This window comes from Lysinibacillus sp. JK80 (assembly GCF_027557635.1).
In the GTDB taxonomy this organism is placed as follows: domain Bacteria; phylum Bacillota; class Bacilli; order Bacillales_A; family Planococcaceae; genus Lysinibacillus; species Lysinibacillus capsici.
This window is the reverse complement of sequence record NZ_CP058997.1, coordinates 2,072,558-2,094,970: the sequence shown is the minus strand read 5'-3', so window position 1 is coordinate 2,094,970 and position 22,413 is coordinate 2,072,558. Positions and strand designations below refer to the sequence as shown.

At 38.2% G+C, this 22,413-nt stretch carries 19 protein-coding genes; 18 read left to right on the top strand and 1 reads right to left on the bottom strand.

The window, feature by feature from the left end; translation table 11 throughout:
• Positions 1-36: 36 nt before the first annotated feature.
• Positions 37-1,242: an AraC family transcriptional regulator gene (locus HXV90_RS10940; RefSeq protein ID WP_269898946.1), complete on the bottom strand. Its 1,206-nt coding sequence runs from the start codon at positions 1,240-1,242 to the stop codon at positions 37-39.
• Between the two features lie 202 nt (positions 1,243-1,444).
• Here HXV90_RS10940 and HXV90_RS10935 point away from each other — a divergent pair, with 202 nt between their 5' ends.
• The 18 genes from HXV90_RS10935 to opp4B all read left to right on the top strand — a co-directional run bounded on the left by HXV90_RS10935 (position 1,445) and on the right by opp4B (position 22,407).
• Positions 1,445-1,780 carry a DUF485 domain-containing protein gene (locus tag HXV90_RS10935; RefSeq protein WP_048394642.1) on the top strand — a complete coding sequence of 112 codons (336 nt, stop codon included), beginning with the start codon at positions 1,445-1,447 and terminating at the stop codon, positions 1,778-1,780.
• A 24-nt stretch (positions 1,781-1,804) separates the two neighbouring features.
• Positions 1,805-3,373: a sodium/solute symporter gene (locus HXV90_RS10930; protein WP_004227344.1), complete on the top strand. Its 1,569-nt coding sequence runs from the start codon at positions 1,805-1,807 to the stop codon at positions 3,371-3,373.
• A 164-nt stretch (positions 3,374-3,537) separates the two neighbouring features.
• On the top strand, positions 3,538-4,017 hold the full coding sequence (gene lspA, locus HXV90_RS10925) for a signal peptidase II (RefSeq protein WP_004227346.1): 480 nt from the start codon (positions 3,538-3,540) through the stop codon (positions 4,015-4,017).
• Positions 4,014-4,925, top strand: a complete 912-nt coding sequence (locus HXV90_RS10920; RefSeq protein WP_054549866.1) for an RluA family pseudouridine synthase — start codon at positions 4,014-4,016, stop codon at positions 4,923-4,925. Before lspA ends, HXV90_RS10920 begins: the two co-directional genes overlap by 4 nt.
• A gap of 240 nt (positions 4,926-5,165) precedes the next feature.
• On the top strand, positions 5,166-5,714 hold the full coding sequence (gene pyrR / locus HXV90_RS10915) for a bifunctional pyr operon transcriptional regulator/uracil phosphoribosyltransferase PyrR (protein ID WP_004227349.1): 549 nt from the start codon (positions 5,166-5,168) through the stop codon (positions 5,712-5,714).
• A gap of 14 nt (positions 5,715-5,728) precedes the next feature.
• Positions 5,729-7,039: a uracil-xanthine permease family protein gene (locus tag HXV90_RS10910; protein WP_269898945.1), complete on the top strand. Its 1,311-nt coding sequence runs from the start codon at positions 5,729-5,731 to the stop codon at positions 7,037-7,039.
• Between the two features lie 194 nt (positions 7,040-7,233).
• Positions 7,234-8,112 (top strand): aspartate carbamoyltransferase catalytic subunit, encoded by an 879-nt coding sequence (locus HXV90_RS10905; protein WP_048394636.1) that lies wholly within the window; start codon positions 7,234-7,236, stop codon positions 8,110-8,112.
• A 1-nt stretch (position 8,113) separates the two neighbouring features.
• Positions 8,114-9,391: a dihydroorotase gene (locus tag HXV90_RS10900; RefSeq protein WP_269898944.1), complete on the top strand. Its 1,278-nt coding sequence runs from the start codon at positions 8,114-8,116 to the stop codon at positions 9,389-9,391.
• Positions 9,391-10,491 carry a glutamine-hydrolyzing carbamoyl-phosphate synthase small subunit gene (gene carA, locus HXV90_RS10895; protein ID WP_016994256.1) on the top strand — a complete coding sequence of 367 codons (1,101 nt, stop codon included), beginning with the start codon at positions 9,391-9,393 and terminating at the stop codon, positions 10,489-10,491. Before HXV90_RS10900 ends, carA begins: the two co-directional genes overlap by 1 nt.
• Positions 10,484-13,681, top strand: a complete 3,198-nt coding sequence (gene carB, locus HXV90_RS10890; RefSeq protein WP_112117463.1) for a carbamoyl-phosphate synthase large subunit — start codon at positions 10,484-10,486, stop codon at positions 13,679-13,681. Before carA ends, carB begins: the two co-directional genes overlap by 8 nt.
• A gap of 1 nt (position 13,682) precedes the next feature.
• On the top strand, positions 13,683-14,456 hold the full coding sequence (locus HXV90_RS10885; protein WP_269898943.1) for a dihydroorotate dehydrogenase electron transfer subunit: 774 nt from the start codon (positions 13,683-13,685) through the stop codon (positions 14,454-14,456).
• Positions 14,453-15,364 (top strand): dihydroorotate dehydrogenase, encoded by a 912-nt coding sequence (locus tag HXV90_RS10880; protein WP_048394627.1) that lies wholly within the window; start codon positions 14,453-14,455, stop codon positions 15,362-15,364. Before HXV90_RS10885 ends, HXV90_RS10880 begins: the two co-directional genes overlap by 4 nt.
• On the top strand, positions 15,364-16,068 hold the full coding sequence (pyrF, locus tag HXV90_RS10875) for an orotidine-5'-phosphate decarboxylase (RefSeq protein ID WP_054549870.1): 705 nt from the start codon (positions 15,364-15,366) through the stop codon (positions 16,066-16,068). Before HXV90_RS10880 ends, pyrF begins: the two co-directional genes overlap by 1 nt.
• Positions 16,069-16,071: 3 nt before the next feature.
• A complete protein-coding gene (gene pyrE, locus HXV90_RS10870) occupies positions 16,072-16,701 on the top strand; it encodes an orotate phosphoribosyltransferase (protein ID WP_103117554.1) in 630 nt (209 codons plus the stop codon).
• Positions 16,702-17,581: 880 nt separating this feature from the next.
• The gene (locus HXV90_RS10865; protein WP_048395394.1) at positions 17,582-18,577 is read left to right on the top strand and encodes an ABC transporter ATP-binding protein; all 996 of its coding nucleotides are present in this window, start codon (positions 17,582-17,584) and stop codon (positions 18,575-18,577) included.
• A 4-nt stretch (positions 18,578-18,581) separates the two neighbouring features.
• Positions 18,582-19,571, top strand: a complete 990-nt coding sequence (locus HXV90_RS10860) for an ABC transporter ATP-binding protein (RefSeq protein WP_269898942.1) — start codon at positions 18,582-18,584, stop codon at positions 19,569-19,571.
• Between the two features lie 54 nt (positions 19,572-19,625).
• On the top strand, positions 19,626-21,359 hold the full coding sequence (opp4A, locus tag HXV90_RS10855) for an oligopeptide ABC transporter substrate-binding protein (protein WP_048395392.1): 1,734 nt from the start codon (positions 19,626-19,628) through the stop codon (positions 21,357-21,359).
• A gap of 82 nt (positions 21,360-21,441) precedes the next feature.
• The gene (opp4B, locus tag HXV90_RS10850) at positions 21,442-22,407 is read left to right on the top strand and encodes an oligopeptide ABC transporter permease (protein ID WP_016994271.1); all 966 of its coding nucleotides are present in this window, start codon (positions 21,442-21,444) and stop codon (positions 22,405-22,407) included.
• Positions 22,408-22,413 lie beyond the last annotated feature (6 nt).

Here is a 22,413-nt window from a genome sequence, read left to right as displayed (position 1 = left end):
TGCTTTTTTCATGGAAGTTTTGCAGATTCTTTTCCATTATTTAAATAAAATTTCTGTCGTATTGCGATAGTCTGTTGGAGAGATCCCTACATATTTTTTAAAAGTTAAACTATAGTAATTTGGTGTATTGAAGCCACAGGTGGAGGAGATTTTTTCTATGGTGTAGTCGTACTTGCGTAAAAAAGGTAAGGTTTTGATAATGCGTGTATAAGCAACATAGTCAACAAAATTACGACCTGTTTCTTTTTTAAATAGTCTACTAAAATGAGTTGGGCTAAAGTTAATATATTTTGCAACATCACGAATGGTCAGTTGTTCGTCGTAATGTTCTTCAATATACTGAATAGCTTTTTGCAGCTGCTCATGCTTTGTTAAATCTTCGTAATATCGGATGTGTATATTATGGATAGGTGGTTTTCTACGTGCTTTTCTAGCCTGGCTATAGGATTCCTTCACTTGCATAGCATCCTGAAATACACCTCCAACCCCCATAAAAAGATGAATAGAACAATCCCTTTTTAGGGTCTCGATAACCTCTAATAAACAGGCTTCACCCTCAGTCCAATGTTTGAAAGAGTTGTAGTCAGTAGGAATTCGCATGAGAAGTAATAAATAGCGTTCAAAATGTAAAAAGGATAATGAGGCCTTCTCAGCAAAGTGCTGACGAAAAACAGTTGTAATACTACTACTTGCATCGTGTGAGACAGCTCTCTTATTAGCCCCATCAATATAGCCTTGAATTAAAAATACAATATTAGGGATACAGCTTGTCGATAAAAATGAAGCAGATTGTATTATTTCTTGTTCATTGTCAATTTCTCCACGGATCAGGCGTTTTAAAAATGCTTCCCTAAATGGAGAGGTATGTTGTTGAGATACTTGTTGTGATAGCTCAAGCATTGTAAGTGTACTCGCCTTTTTTTCCTGATAGGACGTATACAGTTTTTTTACGATTCGTAAAAATTTTGATTTTTGTAATGGTTTTATGAGAAGTGCAGGTAAAGCTAATTCAATTGCTATACCAGTCGAGTAGGTAAGGTGTTCTGTAACAAACGGGACAATAATACTATTAGGATAATTTCTTTTTAATCGATTAATCTTTACCCAATCAAATAACCGATTGACTTCATAGACAATAATGACCTCATCTTCTGGCTTTGGCACTTTACATTCCTCTAAAGCGTTTGGTAAAACCTCTTTTAACCATTCACTCATTTGCTGCTTGTCAAATGAGCTTTCCATATACCATACCACCTTTAAAATGCTACCAGCCCCCTACGAATAAAAAGATAAAAATATTTTAACTTAAAATAGCAATTTTTTGTACTAATACAGCAATATTTTATATCTATATTGAAGTTGAAATAGAATAGAATAATTGTAGTGAATAATAATTTGAAATTTCAGACAATTATTCACTTACCAGAAAAGGGGGAGTTGGCTTATGGCGGAAGTAGGCAGTCATGATTATGACTATGTAGAAGCAGGAACAATTGATGTGAAAGATCTACCACCTTTAGATGCAACAACAAACAAAATTATGAAAGATGAATTTACAACAGGTTTAGGTTTATCGATATTTTACTTTATTTTGATTTTTAGTATCCCTGTTATGAATTGGTTTGCGCCAGCATTTGCGTTTAAGAAGATCTGGGGTGGTATGACAGTCACATGGTTTGTGACAACGATTGTAATGATGGCTATGGCATTTATTATTGCATATGTTCACACAGCCATGTACGAGAAACGTCTAAAGCAATATGATATAGCAAATAAGTAGTTGGAACAAAGGGGGAAATGTTGAATGATGGAAGCTCTATTAGAACCAAAGATGTTAATGACCATTGCTTTAATGGGAACAATTGTATACATTACGTATTTAACAAAAAGAAATGCAACAGCTTCGGATTTCTTTGTAGGTGGCCGAAGCTTCGGATGGTTTACAAATGGGTCTGCCATTGGTGGGGATTACTTAAGTGCAGCAACATTCCTGGGTATCGCAGGGTTAACATTTCAACTTGGATATGATGGTGCTTATTATGCTTTTTGCTTCTCCATTGGGTTAACATTATTAGCGATTTTTGTGGCAGGTCCTTTAAGACGTTTTGGTGCATTTACCGTTGCAGATTTTTTAGGCTATCGTTTTCATAGTAGACGAGCACGGCTTGTAGCTGTGGCAGTGGTGTTAGCTATTTCAGGCTTTTATGCAGCTCCCCAATTATTAGGTGCTGCACAGATTTTAAGTATGTTTTTCGGTACTTCTTATGAATTCGGCATTATATTTACTTGTGTTGTTATGATTTTTTATGTAGGTATTGGTGGTATGAAAGGAACAACCATCAACCAAGCATTAGAGTTGTGGATTCGTCTTGGTGCGTTTATTGTGATGTTAATTGCAGCAGTTTATGGCGGTTTACATTATGATAAAATTTTAGCAGCCATCCATTCATTTAGCGGTCCAATTACAGGCACTTCACCGTATGCCTTAGATGGCAATGATATCAATTTTGATGGTGCTGCTTGGACAGGCACGGGCTTTTATTTCCCCACGTTCTGGCAAACAATTAGTATGACGATAGGATTAGCGCTAGGAACAATTGGTCTTCCTCATATTTTATTGCGTTTTTATACAAACCCAAGTGCTAAAGCAGCCCGTAAATCTGCACTCATGGCCATTGGAATTGCAAGCGCGTTCTTCTTGTTAGCTGTTTATTTAGGTGTTGTAGGTCGATCTATTTTCATTTCTGGGACAGCTAGTGAGGAAGTCATGCGTGATTTAGTGCTGGGTGGGAATAATATGGTCATTCCTACTACAGCCCTTGCACTAGGTGGCAAATGGCTACTTGGATTAGTTATAGCAGGAGCATTTGCAGCTATTTTCTCCAATCTTTCAGGATTGTTTATTACAAGCTCAGGTGCACTAGCTCATGATTTATATGCCAATATCATGAAAAAGGATATTACACAAAAACAACGAGTTATTGCTGGGAAAGTGGCTATTGTATTATTAGGTATTTTATATGGAGCATTGGGTTTACTTGTAAAGGATGCATCTATTGGCCATTTAGTGGCGCTCGCTTTTACTGTCGCTGCAAGTACATTTACCCCAATATTCATTTTAGGTATTTGGTGGAGAGGCATGACAGAAAAAGGAGCCATTGCAGGATTATTAATAGGACTTGGCGTGTCTATGTGGATGATCTTTTTACCAGGAACGTTACCAAGCTTCTTGCAGTTTAAAATTCCAGGTATTGTGACAGTACCTGTGGGCTTCTTATCTGTTATCATCGTGTCATTAATAGATCGCAAAGTTCCTGCTGATGTTAATGACTTCATGAAGCGAGTACATTCAAAAGAGTCTGAAACTGTCTAACCAATAAGTTATGGCTATTTCTATTGCTTAAACGTAATAGGGGTAGCCTTTTTATATTTCTTGAAGAGATTTAGAATCAGCCATATTTAGATATGATATTAGTTATTGTGAATGGTACTGTTATGGTAGAATAGGTAAGATGTTGAGTGAACGGAGGAATGTCTGTGTATAAATATTATGGATTAGCTGCTTTTGTCGTTTTACTGGATCAATGGACAAAATGGCTGATTGTGAAAAATATGGAATATGCTGAACGCATTGCTGTATGGGACCCATGGTTTGGTATTTTGTCTCATCGAAATAGAGGGGCAGCATGGGGGATGCTAGAGGGGCAAATGTGGTTGTTTAGTATTGTCACAGTTGCTGTTATCTGTGCGATTGTCTATTTTTATCATAAAGAAGCAAAGGGAAAGCCTGTTTTTCAAGTCGGCTTAATGCTCTTGCTTGGTGGTGCAGTAGGAAACTTTATAGACCGTCTATTTAGAGGAGAAGTGGTCGATTTTGTAGATGTTTTAATTCCAATTATTAATTATGATTTTCCTATTTTTAATGTGGCAGATGCTGCATTAACAATAGCGGTTGTCGTGCTGATGATTGGCTTAATTATGGAAGATAAAAAAGAGAAGAAACAGGTGAAACAATGACGCAAGTAACATATACAATCGAAGAACAGCAGCAAGGAGAGCGCATTGATAAAGCACTTTCTAGCTTACAATCTGAGTGGTCACGCACGCAAATTGGGAACTGGATTAGTGAGGGAGTCATTAAAGTAAACGGTGATGCTGTAAAGGCAAAATATAAGGTTAAAGCTGGTGACATCATCGCTATTGATGTACCAGAAGTGGAAGAATTGGATGTTGTCGCAGAAAATTTAGATTTAGATATTGTTTATGAGGATGCAGATGTTCTTGTTGTGAATAAACCAAAGGGTATGGTGGTACATCCAGCACCTGGCCATATGGGAGGTACACTGGTAAATGGCTTAATGTATCATTGTAAAGACTTATCAGGGATTAATGGTGTACTACGACCAGGAATTGTCCATCGTATCGACAAAGATACATCGGGCTTATTGATGGTTGCTAAAAACGATACGGCTCATGAATCATTAGTCAATCAATTAGTGAATAAAACAGTTACTCGTAAATATATTGCTCTTGTCCACGGGCATATTGCACATGATAAGGGGACAATTGATGCACCGATTGGTCGTGACCAAAAAGATCGCCAAAAACAGGCAGTTGTCGATAATGGTAAACATGCTGTCACACACTTCCAAGTTGTTGAACGTTTTGGTGACTATACGCTGGTGGAATGTCGTTTAGAAACGGGACGTACACACCAAATTCGTGTGCATATGAATTATATTGGCTTCCCACTTGTTGGAGATCCAAAATATGGTCCGAAAAAGACAATCGACTTTGGGGGACAAGTTTTACATGCAGCGACTTTAGGATTCGATCATCCTTCATCTGGAGAATACTTGGAGTTTGAAACACCACTCCCAGCTGATTATGAACAATTATTAAATGATTTACGAAATAGGCATTGACGTATACGAAAAGAAAGTCTATACTAACGACAGTGAATGAACAACATAACTAAATATTCACCTTTAATGGCAGTCCAGAGAGGCTGAGAAGGGACATGTGATAGTGTTGTGGAAATTTGTGCTGCAAATTTTTCCAACATGCTTTTTCAACACGTATACAACCCTCTCAGGCTATTCGCCTCGAGAGGTTTTTTTATGGACACATGGCCGATAATAGATTGAAGAGAGGAGGATACGAATATGGCACAAAATGAATTATTAGATGGCCCATCAATGACACGAGCATTAACACGTATTGCCCATGAAATAATTGAACGTAATAAAGGAATCGATGAATGTATTTTAGTTGGCATTAAAACACGAGGTGCCTTTCTAGCCAGACGTTTGGCGCAGCGAATTGAAAAAATTGAAGGTAAACCGATTCGTACAGGGGAACTTGATATTACACTTTACCGAGATGATTTAACAACGAAACATGAAAACGAACAAGCACATGTAGAACAAGTTGATATCGAGTATCAAGTGAAAAATCAAAAAATCATCTTAGTAGATGATGTACTTTATACAGGTCGGACAGTACGTGCAGCTCTAGATGCTGTAATGGATTTAGGAAGACCTGCACAAATTCAACTAGCTGTTCTAGTAGATAGAGGACATCGAGAGCTACCAATTAGAGCAGACTATGTGGGAAAAAACGTTCCAACTTCTGGCTCTGAGCGCATTGTTGTCAATTTACAAGAAGTAGACGGAGAAGATTGCGTCATTATTTACAAAGAAGACGAACAATAAAGTGAGGAAACAGTATGTCAAATGCAGTTTTAGATATTAAGGATAAACCGACCCCGCTCCAGCTAGTGACATTAAGTTTCCAGCATATGTTTGCGATGTTTGGTTCAACGATTTTAGTACCGCAGTTAGTAGGTCTTAGTCCAGCGATTGCCCTTTTAACAAGCGGAATTGCTACATTATTCTTCCTATTAATTACGAAATTCCAGGTACCAGCTTATTTAGGCTCATCCTTCGCCTTTATTGCACCAATCCTACTTGCTGCAGGTGGTTTAAATGAAGACGGTTCGAGTGTAAACCCAGGCAATGCCATGATCGGTGCTATGGCTGTCGGCATTACGTACGGAATTGTATCCTTAATCATTTGGAAAAGTGGTTATAAGTGGATTATGAAAATCTTGCCACCGATTGTGGTAGGTCCAGTAATTATGGTAATTGGGCTTGGACTTTCTGGTACGGCTGTGAATATGGCAATGAACGTTAATGGAGAGTATAGCTTTTTACACTTCTCAGCTGCTTTAGTTACGGTCTTTACAGCTATCATCTTTACGATTTTCTTTAAAGGAATTTTAAGCACTATGCCAATTTTGATGGGCCTAATTGTAGGTTACATTTACTCCATGATAATTGATATAGTAGACTATACACCGATTGCCAAAGCAAAATTCTTCGCTATGCCTGATTTCTTAATACCGGGTGTGCATTATGAGTTTGAAATAACAACAAAAATTCTACTTATCATGGTACCAATCGTTATTGTAACAATTTCAGAACATATTGGTCATCAACTGGTATTAGGAAAAGTAGTAGATCGGGATTATATTAAAGAGCCAGGACTACACCGTTCGCTACTAGGTGACGGACTTGGCACATTTGTGAGTGCTTTAATCGGAGGCCCTCCGAAAACAACGTATGGTGAGAATATTGGTGTACTAGCCATTACTCGAGTATACAGTATCTACGTTATTGCAGGTGCAGCAGTGGTTGCTATCTTACTATCATTCTTCGGGAAAGCAATGGCCGTAATTGCAACGATTCCAACCGCAGTACTTGGTGGGGTTTCCATCTTACTCTTCGGAATTATCGCAGCAAGTGGCTTACGTATGCTAGTAGATAATCATATTGATTTTGGTAACAGTCGTAACCTAGTAATTGCTTCAGTGATTTTAGTCATTGGTATTGGCGGTGCCAAGTTTGTTATCTTAGAATCATTGAGTGTTGAAGGAATGGCCCTAGCAGCGATTATTGGTGTGCTATTGAATGCGATTCTACCAGGTAAAAAAGAAGCTGATATACCCGTACAATACAATCAAAATAAAGATTCATAGTAGTACCTTTTAATGAATTGTCCAGAGAGGCAAAAAAAGGGAAGTTGTGGACAGGCTGAAGTAGGATGTATGTCTTGCTGTAGTTTGTCACGCCTCCTCATGCCTCGTTGATGACATCAACGGGGCTTTTACTTTATATACAGAGAATGTCATACAAAGACGTTCACGATTCACAACCTAATGGAGGTCACATGATGAAGAACTTATTATCGATGGAACATTTAACAACAGAAGAGATTAACCAAATCCTAGATCTTGCGCAAGCATTTGAAAATGGTGAAACATCATCGTTATCTCGCACACACAAAGTGGCCAACCTATTCTTTGAACCAAGTACTCGTACAAAAACAAGCTTTGAAATGGCAGAATACAAAATTGGCTGTCATGTTATCCCTTTTGATGCAGGGTTTTCGAGTGTTACAAAAGGGGAAACGATGTACGATACTGTCAAAACATTGGAAATGATTGGTTTAGATGCTGTCATCATTCGAGCGTCAGAAGATGAGTATTACAATGAGCTGCTGAATGGTATCAACGTAGCGATTATTAATGCAGGAGATGGTGCTGGGCAACACCCTTCACAATCCTTATTGGATCTTTATACCATCAAAAAAGAGTTTGGCTATTTCGAAGGGTTGAATGTCACAATTGCAGGAGATATCTCTCATAGTCGAGTAGCGAAATCAAATGCAACAGCATTACAAAATTTAGGGGCAAATGTTCATTTCCTTTGCCCAGAAGAATGGTCTGGCGGTTTTGAAGCGCACCATTCATGGGATAATCTGATCGAAATAAGTGATGTCATTATGTTACTACGTGTGCAACATGAACGTCATAAAGTAAATAAAAGCTTCTCAAAGGAAGGTTACCATCAAGAGTTTGGTTTAACAATTGAACGAGAAAAGCAAATGAAAGAATCGGCCATTATTATGCATCCAGCACCCGTCAATCGTGATGTTGAAATTGCTTCTGAGTTAGTCGAGTGTGATCGCTCTCGAATTTTTGAACAGGTGCGGAACGGTGTTTACACACGGATGGCTATTATGGAAACCATTTTAAAGGGGAGAGAATAACATGACAAAGGTACTTCAAAATGTACAAATGCTAGATGAACAAGGTGAATTGAAGACAGTCAATATTGCAATGGCAGATGGAAAGATTACGGCTATTGGTCAAGATGTGACTGTAGCAGGTGCAGAACTGATTGAAGGACATGGTTTAATCGCAGCACCAGGCTTTATCGATGTTCATACACATTTACGAGAGCCAGGATTTGAGCATAAGGAAACCATTGCAACAGGTTCGGCATCAGCAGCAAAAGGCGGCTTTACGACAATTTGCGCAATGCCTAATACAAAGCCAGTACCTGATTCGGTTGAAAACATGCAACTTATCAATGGGCTCATTAAGGACAGTGCGGTTATTCGAGTACTCCCATACGGTTCCCTAACAAAAGATATATCGGGTGAGGTTCGAACAAATATTGAAGAATTAAAAGCACATGGAGCAGTGGCATTCTCAGATGACGGTGTTGGTATCCAGCTAGCCTCAACGATGTATGAGCAAATGAAAGATGCGGCCCAGCACGATATGGTCGTTGTAGCACATTGTGAGGACAACTCATTAATCTATGATGGTGTGATGCATGAAGGAAAGCGTAATAAAGAGCTAGGCCTCCCAGGAATACCTTCCATTTGTGAATCCGTACAAATTGCACGAGATGTACTACTTGCAGAAGCAGCAGGCGCTCGTTACCATGTTTGTCACGTATCGACGAAGGAATCAGTGCGTGCGGTAAGAGATGCAAAGGCTGCAGGAATCCGTGTCACAGCAGAAGTTTGTCCACATCATTTATTACTAGAAGAGATGGATATTCCATCTGATGATGCTAATTGGAAAATGAATCCACCATTACGCGCAGCGGATGATAAAGATTCTCTACATGCAGCACTACTTGATGGCACAATCGACTGCATTGCAACAGATCATGCGCCACACACAGTAGAAGAAAAATGCTGCGGTATGGTTGGCGCACCATTTGGTATTGTAGGTTTCGAAACAGCTTTCCCACTACTTTATACACAGTTTGTAGAAACAGGAAAGTGGACGTTAAAACAATTAGTTGATTGGATGACAGTGAAAGCAGCTGAGATTTTTGATCTGCCATATGGCACATTAGAAGTGGGTGCTTCAGCGGATCTGATTTTAATTGATACTCAAAAAGAACAAACGATTGATGCAGAAGGCTTTGTATCAAAAGGTCGTAATACACCATTCAACGGCTGGGTGGCAAAGGGTTGGCCAGTACTAACTATTTTTGAAGGCAATATCGTATATCAGGAGGCAGAGTAATGAAAAAACGTTTACTAGTTTTAGAAGATGGCACAGTATTTACAGGGACAGCATTTGGTAGCGAGCGCGCTTCACAAGGTGAGGTTGTATTCACAACAGGGATGACGGGTTATCAGGAAACGATTTCAGATCCCTCATTCTATGGACAAATTGTCACTTTAACTTATCCTTTAGTTGGTAATTACGGCATTAACCGTGATGACTTTGAATCGATTACGCCAGCCATTCGTGGATTTGTTGTGCGTGAACTAGCTAAAAATCCTTCAAATTTCCGCTGTGATTTAACTTTAGATGATTATTTGACATCAAAGGATATCCCAGGAATTGAAGGAATTGATACACGAAAATTAACACGTATTATTCGTAGTAAAGGTTCCGTAAAAGCGATTTTGACAGCTGCTGATGAAGAAGTAAATGTGGATGAAATAGTAGCACAATTACAAGCAACGCCAGCCATTACGCACCATGTTCGTGAAGTATCACCAAAAGCGGCCTATCCATCTCCAGGGCGTGGTAAACGAGTTGTCCTAATTGATTATGGAATGAAGCATGGGATTTTACGAGAATTAAACAAACGTGATTGTGATGTGCTAGTAGTACCTTATAATACGTCAGCTGAGGAAATTTTAGCTTGGCATCCAGATGGCATCATGCTGTCAAATGGACCAGGAAATCCTGAAGATGTTCAAGAAGGCATTGAAACAGTACGTAACTTAATTGGAAAAGTGCCAATGTTCGGTATTTGTTTAGGCCATCAAATCTTTTCTTTAGCAAGTGGTGCAAAAGCCTTTAAATTACCGTTTGGACACCGTGGTGGTAACCATCCAGTAAAAGATTTACGTACAGGTCGTACAGATTTAACATCTCAGAACCATGGCTATGCCATCGATATCGAATCATTAAAAGATACAGATTTAGAATTAACACATATCGCGTTAAATGATGGAACATGTGAAGGTGTGCGTCATAAAAAATATCCAATTTTCACAGTGCAATATCACCCAGAAGCATCACCAGGTCCAGAAGATTCAAACCACTTATTTGATGAATTCATCGAAATGATGGAAGTAGAAGCAGGGAAGGGGAAACAACATGCCTAAACGTACAGATATTGAAACTATTTTAGTAATCGGCTCAGGCCCAATTGTTATCGGACAAGCAGCAGAATTTGACTATGCAGGAACACAAGCATGTCTTTCATTAAAAGAAGAGGGCTACCGCGTTATTTTAATCAATTCAAACCCTGCTACAATCATGACAGATACAGAAATTGCAGACAAAGTCTATATTGAGCCAATTTCTCTTGATTTTGTATCGCGTATATTACGTAAAGAACGTCCAGACGCGATTTTACCAACACTTGGTGGTCAAACGGGCCTAAATATGGCGATCGAATTAGACAAATCAGGTATTCTAGATGAGCTTGGGATTGAAATTCTTGGTACTAAATTAGATGCCATCCATAAAGCAGAGGACCGTGATTTATTCCGTAATTTAATGTATGAGCTAGGAGCTCCAGTTCCTGAATCTGATATTATTCATAACTTAGATGAAGCGAAAAGATTTGTTGCGAAAATTGGCTATCCTGTCATTGTTCGACCTGCCTTTACACTTGGCGGTACAGGGGGCGGTATTTGCTACAACGATCAAGACTTAGAAGAAATTGTGACATCGGGTTTAAAATATTCACCTGTAACGCAATGTCTATTAGAGAAATCAATCGCAGGCTATAAAGAAATTGAATACGAAGTAATGCGTGATGCAGCTGACAATGCCATCGTTGTATGTAACATGGAAAACGTTGACCCAGTAGGGATTCATACAGGTGACTCAATCGTTGTTGCACCAACGCAAACATTATCTGATCGCGAGAACCAAATGCTACGTAATATTTCACTCGATATTATTCGCGCATTAAAAATTGAAGGTGGCTGTAACGTACAGCTTGCACTTGATCCATATAGCTTTAATTACTATGTGATTGAAGTAAATCCACGTGTCTCTCGTTCATCTGCATTAGCATCAAAAGCAACAGGTTATCCAATTGCTAAGCTAGCCGCTAAAATTGCAGTAGGCTTAACGTTAGATGAAATTAAAAATCCTGTAACAGGCTCAACATATGCTTGTTTTGAGCCTGCACTGGACTATATCGTAGCAAAAATTCCTCGCTGGCCATTCGATAAATTCGAATCTGCTAAACGTAATCTTGGTACGCAAATGAAAGCTACTGGTGAAGTAATGGCGTTAGGTCGTACTTTTGAGGAAGCTATGCTAAAAGCGGTTCGTTCTCTTGAGACAGGTCAAGTACACTTAGAGTTAAAACATGCTGAAGAAAATTCAGATTCTTGGATTGAAAAACGTATTCGCAAGGCTGGGGATGAGCGTCTATTCTTCATCGGTGAAGCTTTACGTCGAGGTGTAACAATTGAACAAATTCATGAATGGTCAGCAATCGATCTATTCTTCTTAAATAAATTTAAAAATATTGTGGATATGGAACAAACGCTTGCTGACAATAAGAATGATAAAGACGTACTACGAACAGCTAAACGTTTAGGCTTTGCAGATAAGAAAATTGCTGAGCTTTGGGAAACAACACCAGAAGAACTGTATGCTTATCGTAAAGAGCATGGTATTATGCCAGTCTATAAAATGGTGGATACATGTGCAGCAGAATTTGAATCAGAAACACCATATTTCTATGGCACTTATGAAGACGAAAATGAATCGATTAAGTCAGAAAAACCTTCTGTGGTGGTACTCGGTTCAGGTCCAATCCGCATTGGCCAAGGGGTAGAATTTGACTACGCCACAGTACACTCAGTATGGGCGATTCAAGAAGCAGGTTATGAAGCGATCATCATTAACTCAAATCCAGAAACAGTGTCAACAGATTTCTCAATTTCCGATAAATTATATTTTGAACCATTAACAATTGAGGATGTTATGCATATTATCGACTTAGAACAACCAATTGGTGTTGTTGTTCAATTCGGTGGTCAAACGGCTATTAACCTTGCTGATAAATTAGCTGCTAATGGTGTGAAAATCTTAGGTACGTCTCTTGAGGATATTGACCGTGCAGAAAACCGCGATAAATTTGAGCAGGCGCTACGTGAATTAGATATTCCACAACCTCAAGGAGAAACAGCGGTTTCTACAGAGGAAGCTCTTGCCATTGGTGAGCGTCTAGGCTTCCCAGTGCTTGTCCGCCCTTCTTATGTACTTGGTGGACGTGCAATGGAAATTGTTTATAACCAAGAAGAATTACAGCACTATATGGAAAACGCGGTAGAGGCATCTCCAGATCATCCAGTATTAGTAGACCGTTACTTAACAGGACAGGAAATTGAAGTAGATGCTATCTGTGACGGTGAGAATGTGTTAATACCAGGAATTATGGAGCATATCGAGCGTGCAGGAGTTCACTCTGGTGACTCAATCTCTGTTTATCCACCGCAAAAATTAACACAGGCACAAAAAGATACATTAGTTGACTATACAACTCGTCTTGCGAAGGGGCTAGGCATCATCGGCTTAATGAACATCCAATATGTCATTTCACAAAACGAAGTATTTGTTATCGAGGTGAACCCACGTTCATCACGTACAGTACCGTTCCTAAGTAAGATTACAAATATCCCAATGGCTAATATTGCAACAAAAGCAATCCTTGGCAAATCCATTGTAGAGCAAGGCTATCCAACAGGCCTAGCAGCTGAGCAAAAAGGCGTATTTGTAAAAGTACCAGTGTTCTCATTCGCTAAATTACGACGTGTAGACATTACATTAGGACCTGAAATGAAATCTACTGGTGAAGTAATGGGGAAAGATGCAACATTAGAAAAAGCTCTTTATAAAGGCTTAGTTGCAGCAGGTATGGAAATACGAACAGAAGGTACAGTATTATTCACTGTGTCTGATAAAGATAAGGAAGAAGCGATTGCATTAGCAAAACGCTTCTCAACAGTAGGCTATCGCATTGTAGCAACTGAAGGTACAGCAAAAGCATTTGAAGCAGCAGGCGTACGAACAGATGTAGTAGGCAAGATTGGGGCGAAAGGACAAACATTGATTGACCTTATCCAAAATGGGGAAGCTCAGCTTGTTGTCAACACTTTAACAAAAGGCAAGCAACCAGCTCGTGACGGCTTCCGAATTCGTCGTGAGTCTGTAGAAAATGGTGTTCCTTGTCTAACATCTTTAGATACAGCAGAAGCAATGGTACGTGTTATCGAATCTATGACATTTACAGCAGAACAAATGCCAAAAGCGGAGGTAGTACACTAATATGATACGTCAAGAGAAAATGACGGTCGTCTCTCAAAAGCAAATTGCGACAAACATTTTCGAACTGACACTTCATGGTGAACTGGTTCAGGAGATGACTCCTGGCCAGTTTGTCCATGTAAAGGTGTCGGATTCACTGGAGCCGCTTTTACGTCGACCAATTAGTATTGCAAATATTGATAAAGACAACAATGAGTTTACAATGATCTATCGTGCTGAGGGGCGTGGTACGAAAGTTCTGGCAACAAATCGAGAAGGTCAGCTGGTCAACGTACTTGGACCAATTGGGAATGGTTTCCCAGTAGAAGCGGTGCAAAAGGGAGGTACTGCACTACTAGTTGGTGGTGGCATTGGTGTCCCTCCATTACATGAGCTAGCCAAGCAATTGAATGCTCGTGGTGTGAAAACAATCCACGTCTTAGGCTTCCAAACAAAAGATGTCTGCTTTTATGAGGATGAATTTAGTGCACTTGGTGAAACGCATTATGTTACGGTGGATGGCTCGAAAGGTACAAAAGGCTTTGTAACAACGGTTTTAGAGTCGCATGCTCCTGAATTTGATGTTTTTTATTCCTGTGGACCCTTACCAATGTTAAAGGCATTAGAAGGCTTTTATCCTGAAAAAGAAGGCTATTTATCATTTGAAGAACGTATGGGCTGTGGTATTGGAGCTTGCTTTGCATGTGTATGCAAAACAACTGATCAGGTTGAAAAAGACTATGTTAAAGTTTGCTCTGATGGTCCAGTTTTCCCGAAAGGAACGGTGGCACTATGAGTCGTTTAACAATTCAAATACCAGGCTTAGATTTAAAAAACCCTATTATGCCAGCCTCAGGTTGCTTTGGCTTTGGTCGTGAATATGCACAGCTTTATGATTTATCTAAACTGGGGGCTATCATGATTAAGGCAACAACGGTCGAAACGCGTGCAGGTAACCCTACGCCACGTGTTGCCGAAACAGCAGCGGGGATGTTAAATGCCATTGGTCTACAAAATCCAGGCATTGAAAAAGTGATGAATGAGGAATTAAAATTTTTAGAGGATTATAATGTGCCCATCATCGCCAATGTTGCTGGAACAGAGACATCAGACTATGTAGAAGTAGCACGCCGTATTTCAACAGCCTCAAATGTTAAAGCGTTGGAGCTGAATATTTCGTGCCCTAATGTGAAATGTGGTGGTATTCAATTTGGAACAGATCCTGCTACTGCACGTGAGCTGGTCAAGGCTGTCAAGGCTGTGTCAGAAGTGCCAGTCTATGTGAAGTTATCACCAAACGTGACGAACATCGTTGATATTGCCCTAGCTGTTGAAGCAGGTGGAGCAGATGGTATTACCATGATTAATACATTGGTTGGTATGCGTTTAGATGAGCGTACAGGTAAGCCAGTCATAGCTAATGGCACAGGTGGACTATCTGGTCCTGCTGTAAAACCTGTAGCAATACGAATGGTTTATGAGGTGTACAAGGCTGTCAATATTCCGATAATTGGTATGGGCGGTGTAACGGAAGCACAGGATGTCATTGATTTTATGTCCGCAGGTGCTTCAGCTGTAGCAGTAGGAACAGCTAACTTTGTTGACCATTTCGTTTGCCCGAACATTATTGAAGAATTACCAGCAAAGCTGGATGCATTAGGTGTAGAACATATAACAGAGATTATTGGAAGGAGCCATCGTTGATGAATACGAAACCTATACTAGCTCTAGATTTTCCAGGAGAAAAAGAAGTATTCGATTTTCTTAAAAAATTCGATGAGCCTCTTTTCGTGAAAATTGGAATGGAATTATATATGCAAGAAGGACCTGATATCGTACGCAAAGTAAAGGATTTAGGTCATGATATTTTCCTTGATTTAAAATTACATGATATCCCAAATACAGTAGGCTCTGCGATGAAGGGGCTAGCAAAATTAGGGGTAGATTTAGTCAATGTCCATGCTGCAGGCGGACGTGCTATGATGGAAGCAGCTCTAGAAGGACTTGAAGCAGGAACACCAACAGGCAAAGAACGTCCTGCACTAATAGCTGTTACTCAATTAACATCCACAACAGAAGAACAAATGCAAGCAGAACAAAAGATTGCTCTTTCATTGCAAGAGTCTGTCCTACACTACGCAGGGCTGACAAAGGAAGCAGGCTTACAAGGTGTTGTTTGCTCTGTCCATGAGGCTAAGGCGATTGCTGAGGTGTGTGGAGATGAATTTCTACGTGTCACACCTGGAATTCGTTTAGCTGGAGGTGCTGCACACGATCAAAAACGTATAGCAACACCTGATGGGGCAAAGCGTGATGGTTCATCACTCATCGTTGTTGGCCGTGCTGTAACAGGTGCACAGGATCCAGTAGCAGCATATAAAATCGTAAGTGAATTATGGGAGGCATAAATTATGACATTACAAAATGAAATTGCACACGCTATGTTAAAAGTTGGAGCAGTAGAATTAAATCCTACAGAGCTATTTACATGGGCATCTGGTATTAAATCACCTATTTACTGTGATACACGTTTAACAATTTCCGATCCAATTATTCGTAAACAATTAGCAAATGGTTTAGCCTCTGTCATCAAAGAAAATTTCGGAGCGACAGAAATTGTAGCAGGAACAGCTACAGCAGGTATCCCACATGCGGCATGGGTAAGTGATATTTTAGAATTACCAATGGTTTATGTACGCTCTAAAGCGAAGGAGCATGGCCGTGGTAATCAAATTGAAGGAAAATACGTAGCTGGACAAAAAGTAGTGGTTGTGGAGGATATCGTTTCTACAGGTGGTTCTTCCATTACAGCAGTAGAAGCATTGCGTGCAGCAGGCTGTGAGGTGCTTGGAGTTGTTTGTGTATACACATATAATCTTCCACGCGCTGAACAAGCATTTGATGAGGCTGGCATCCAATACGTATCATTAACAAATTTTGATTATCTGATTGAAGCAGCAAATGAATCCGGCGCTATTAAAGAAGAAGATATTCCATTCTTAAAAGAGTGGCATGGAAAATTAAAAGCTGGAGAGCTATAATTAGAAATCTTGTAAAAGTAGTAGTAAAACATAGAGTTACTGGAATATAAAAGAGGGCAAATGCATAGAAACAACTATCGATACTTTTGTTGATAGTTGTTTTTTTGTGTTTTTCGACGTAGTCAAAGGAAAATAAACTTTATTAACTTTTAAGAGAAGTATGGCCTATAGATTAAAGAAATTATAAAAATAATTTATTTTTTTAATGTAATATAAAACACTTCATTTGTTTAGTGCTTTAGTAAATAAAATTATTCATTAATAATAATTAGGAAAATTTAGTATCATTCTCTGAATTAAATAAACAATAAAAATCCTTTTATAATCATGTTTTCCAAATAAAAGTAAATTTTGACGTAGTATGTATGGATCAATTGAGTAGGTTATTATTATTTTAATAAAATAAAAAAATGATACTTTAGGCAAATGAAGTTGAAAATGAACTAATATTCAGTATGCTTAAACGTAAAGTGTCCAATTTGAAATGGTATAGTTGTATGGATTATTTTGTATGTAATATTATGAGAATTGTAAAAATTCACTTGATTAAATGTATTATTTCCAGATAAAATAGCATTACGCCTAATTGTCAGAATATTATATACTGATCCAGTTACTATTACATTTGGAAAATAGGATCAATTTTATATAATGAAGATGTTCTCTTTAAAATTTGATGTTTTTTTTAGCTAATATAATTTTGAAATAGGTTTAACATCTTATGATCTAATTTTTCGGAATATTGAATCTTATGAAGGAAGTCAAAAGCTAATTTCTTTTTACATCTTTTACTTAAAGAATACATTTTAGACATATGTTTCTGTTGCTTACATAAAGGATGTAGTGATTTTTAGTAAAAAAATTAAAGGTGTGATATTAAATGAGCTTAATGTTAGAAGTGAAAAACCTTAAAACTGGTTTCGATATAGATGGGGATATCTATCATGCTGTTGATGATGTTTCTTTTTCAGTCAAATCAGGTCAAATTATTGGGGTAGTTGGAGAATCTGGATGTGGAAAAAGCGTCATGTCACTTTCAGTTATGCAGCTTCTTCCAAAAGGGATTGGCAAAATTACAGGCGGAGAAATTAAGTTTGAAGGAAAAAACATCGAAAATTATTCTAGCGATGACATGAATAAGATTAGAGGAAAAGATATCAGTATGATTTTCCAAGAACCCATGACATCATTAAATCCCGTTTTTACAATTGGTTCACAAATACAAGAGATTATCTTAAATCACTCTAAAATCTCAAAGGCTGAGGCTAAAAGTAAAGCAATAGACTTATTAAAGCAAGTCGGCATACCCAGAGCGGATCAAATTGTAGATGAGTATCCTCACCAATTATCTGGTGGTATGAGACAAAGGGTTATGATTGCCATTGCCATTGCATGTCAACCTAAACTATTAATTGCAGATGAGCCTACTACGGCACTTGATGTGACGGTACAAGCTCAAATCTTAGAGCTATTAAAGACAATTCAAGCAAAAAATGATATGTCCATCGTACTTATTACACATGATTTAGGCGTCGTAGCCGAAATGTGTGATGAAGTAATTATCATGTACGCGGGGAAAATTGTAGAAAAAACAAATGTAGATAATTTGTTCCACAATCCGCAGCATCCTTATACAAAGCTATTAATGGCTTCTATACCAAGAATCGATGAGGAAGTTGAAAAGTTAACGACCATTCAAGGGATTGTACCTTCGTTGAAAAATATGCCCCAAATAGGTTGCCGTTTTGTGGATAGATGTCCTTCAGCTATGCCTGATTGTAGCAAGGTTACGCCGCAACTTTCCTTTATAGATGATGGACATGAGGTATCTTGTTTACTTTATGAAAGTTGCGATACTAGAAAGGGTGTGAGCTGATAGCATGAATGAAACAATCGTAAAACAAGAAAAGGATAACTTATTAGAAATTATTGATTTGAAGACATATTACCCAATCAAAGGTGGCTTCTTAAGGCATACTGTCGGTCATGTAAAAGCAGTAGATAACATTTCTTTTACTATTAAAAATGGCGAGACATTAGGGTTAGTTGGAGAATCGGGTTGCGGAAAATCGACAACTGGACGGACAATTTTAAGATTATTAGACTCGACGGGTGGAAAAATTATCTTTGATGGTAAAGATATTACAAACTTGAGAGGGAAATCTTTAAGAGATATACGAAAAGATATTCAAATGGTATTTCAGGATCCATACGCATCTTTAAATCCTATGCAAATGGTAGGAAGCATTGTTGCAGAGCCAATTATGAATTTCAGTAACAAATCATTGAAATCATTAAAAGGCGAGGTAATGGAGCTATTAAGAAAAGTCGGCTTACCTGAAGATGCCTATTATAAATATGCTCATGAGTTCTCAGGTGGTCAGCGCCAGCGTATTGGTATTGCTCGGGCACTTGCACTTAGACCAAAGCTTATTATTGCAGACGAGCCTGTTTCAGCCTTAGATGTATCAGTACAATCACAAGTTCTTAATCTATTAAAAGAACTTCAGGATGAGTTTGATTTAACATTCCTGTTTATCGCACATGATTTAAGTGTGGTCAAGCATATGAGCGATCGAATTGGCGTGATGTATCTAGGAAATATTGTAGAAATAGCTGATAAGGAACATATTTACGATGAGCCATTACATCCTTATACACAAGCATTGATCTCTGCAATACCTGTGCCAGATCCGAGAAAGAAAAATAGTCGTATTGTTTTAGAGGGAGATATACCGAGTCCTGCTAATCCACCATCAGGCTGTCCATTCCATCCAAGATGTCCAAAGGCAATGGCAGAATGTTCATTATCTAAGCCAGCTTTAAAGGAGGTGAAGTCGGGGCATAGTGTTGCTTGTCATTTATATTAAAAACTAAAAACGGAAAATAGTTATTGACAAAAATAAAATTACGGGGGGAAAAAAATGAAAAAATCAGCATTATGGTCATTTATGCTATTGCTAGTTATGGCATTATTTTTAGCTGCATGTAATAATGACTCATCAAAAACAGAGAAGGAAAATGAAAAGGATACAAGCGGGGATACAACGACAACAACAGATGAACCTTCTACAGAGGGTGGCATCGTAACATATGGTACAGATGTTGCACCTGAAGGCGTATATGATCCTGCTTATTCAGGTAGTATTGTAGACAGCTATATTCAAAATTTCACAATGGAAGGTATTTATGATGTAAATGATGACTTAGAATATGTTCCAAACTTAGCTTCATGGGAAATTAGTGAGGATAAATTAACGTATACGTTTACATTCCAGAAGGGTGTAAAATGGCATAATGGTGAGGAATTAACAGCTGATGACTGGGTTTTTGCTTTAGAAACTCTTGCGCATCCTGATTATGCTGGACCTCGCTACAATTATGTTGAGGGAATTAAAGGTGCCAAAGCTAAAAAAGAAGGTAAGGCTGACAAAATCGAAGGTATTGAAGTAGTAGATCCATACACTGTAAAAATCACTTTTGAACAAGTGAAAATTAATAATTTAGAAAATCTATGGTCAAATCCAATGCCGAAGAAACATTATGAAGGTATTGCTGTTAAGGATTTAGAGGAGTCAAAGCAAGTTCGTGAAAATCCTGTTGGCTTAGGGCCATTTAAGGTGAAAAAAGTTGTAGATGGAGAATATTCTGAATTAGAGCGTTTTGATGATTACTGGAAGGGCAAACCACAGCTTGATGGTGTTATTGTAAAAGTAATTGACCCATCATTAGCAACTGGTGCATTCCAAAATGGAGAAATTGACATTATGGATATTAGACCACAATCTGTAAAAGAATTAGAAGCATTAGGCAATGTACGTATTGAAGAAACTAATGGTGTGGGCTATTCATACATCGGACTTCGTTTTGGTCATCGTGATAAAGCTACATTAAAAAATGTGGCAGATTTTGATAAATTTAATGCAAAAGAATTACGTCAAGCATTATTATATGCAATTAACCGTCCAGCAATGATCGATGCTTTCTTAGAAGGAAAAGCAACAGTTGCCAACACTGTGATTCCAACTACTTTCTGGACTGCTGCACCAGAGTCAGAACTAAACCAATATGAATTCAACCCAGAAAAAGCAAAAGAGCTATTAGCATCTGCAGGTTATGTAGATAAAGATGGTGATGGTTTCGTAGAAGATCCAAAGGGACAACCATTTAAAATTTCATTTGGTCACTATGCAGGTTCAGCAGCATTTGAAGGACGTGCACAAGCAATTGTTCAATCTTGGAATGATATTGGTGTAAAAACAGAATTAGCGACAGGTAGTTTAATTGAGTTTAACTTATATAATGATATGAAAGATAATGATGATGCAGCTTTAGAAGCATTCTTCGGTGCGTGGAGTACAGGTGCTGATCCAGATCCATCAGGATTATGGGGTAATGACGCTGAGTGGAACTATGGTCGTTGGGTAGATCCTAAAAACCAAGAATTATTGGATAAAGGCTTAAGTGAAGAAGCATTTGACAAAGAAAAACGTATGGCAACATATGTTGAATGGCAAAAATACTTCAACGAAGAATTACCTGCACTTCCTTTATGGGAAAACTTAGATTTATATGGTATTAATAACCGTTTACAAGGTGTTCATGTCAACGCTGTTGGCTTCCAAACGGATGTTTATAAATGGCATATTAAAGAATAAGCTATTGTGTACTTTAATTCTTGCTAACTAAGTCCTTGAAAAGAGGACTTAGTTAGTAAATTTATAGATAAGGAGACGTTACATGCTTCAATATACACTTCGACGACTACTTGGCATGATCCCATTGTTACTCCTTATTTCGTTGGTGGTATTCTTTTTAGCGAAAATGATGCCAGGAGATGCATTTGCTGGTGAAATTGATCCTTCTAATACGAATCCACAATATATCGAAGAAATGAGAGAAAAATTAGGCTATAACGATCCTATTATCCAGCAATACGGTAGATGGATTGTTAATTTTATGCAAGGGGATTTTGGTAAATCAACTGTTTATAAGAAACCAGCAGTAGAAATTATTGCGCAGCGTATACCTAATACCATATTTTTAGCTCTAACATCGTTAATTTTTACCTACATATTTGCATTTATCATGGGCATGTATGCTGGTAGAAAACCCTATACACTTGGGGATAATTTGATTGCAACGTATAATTATCTAGCTTTAGCCATTCCGTCATTTGTTGCGGGAATTGTAGCCATTTACTTTTTCTCGTTCAAGTTAGGTTGGTTCCCATTTAACGGATCTGTTGGCGTCGGGCTAGAGCCTGGAAATTTGGACTACTATATAAGTAGATTCCACCATGTTTTACTACCTGCGCTTATATTAGGATTGATGGGAACAGCATCCTATACACAATTTTTGCGGAATGACATTATTGAAAATAGTAGAAAAGATTTTGTAAGAACTGCGAGAGCAAAAGGAACAAAAGAATCGAAAATTTATAACAAACATATTTTACGAAATTCTATTATTCCTCTTATTACGTTCCTTGGGTTTGATATCGCAACATTAATTAGCGGTGCAGTAATAACAGAAACAATCTTTACGTATCCTGGAATAGGTGCTCTCTTCCTTGAATCTGTTGGAAGAAGGGATTATGCAGTCATGATGTCGATCACAATGTTACTTTCGTTTTTAACACTTTTTGGAAATTTAATAGCGGATTTATTATATGGTGTAGTAGATCCACGTATTAGATTGGATTAAGGAGGG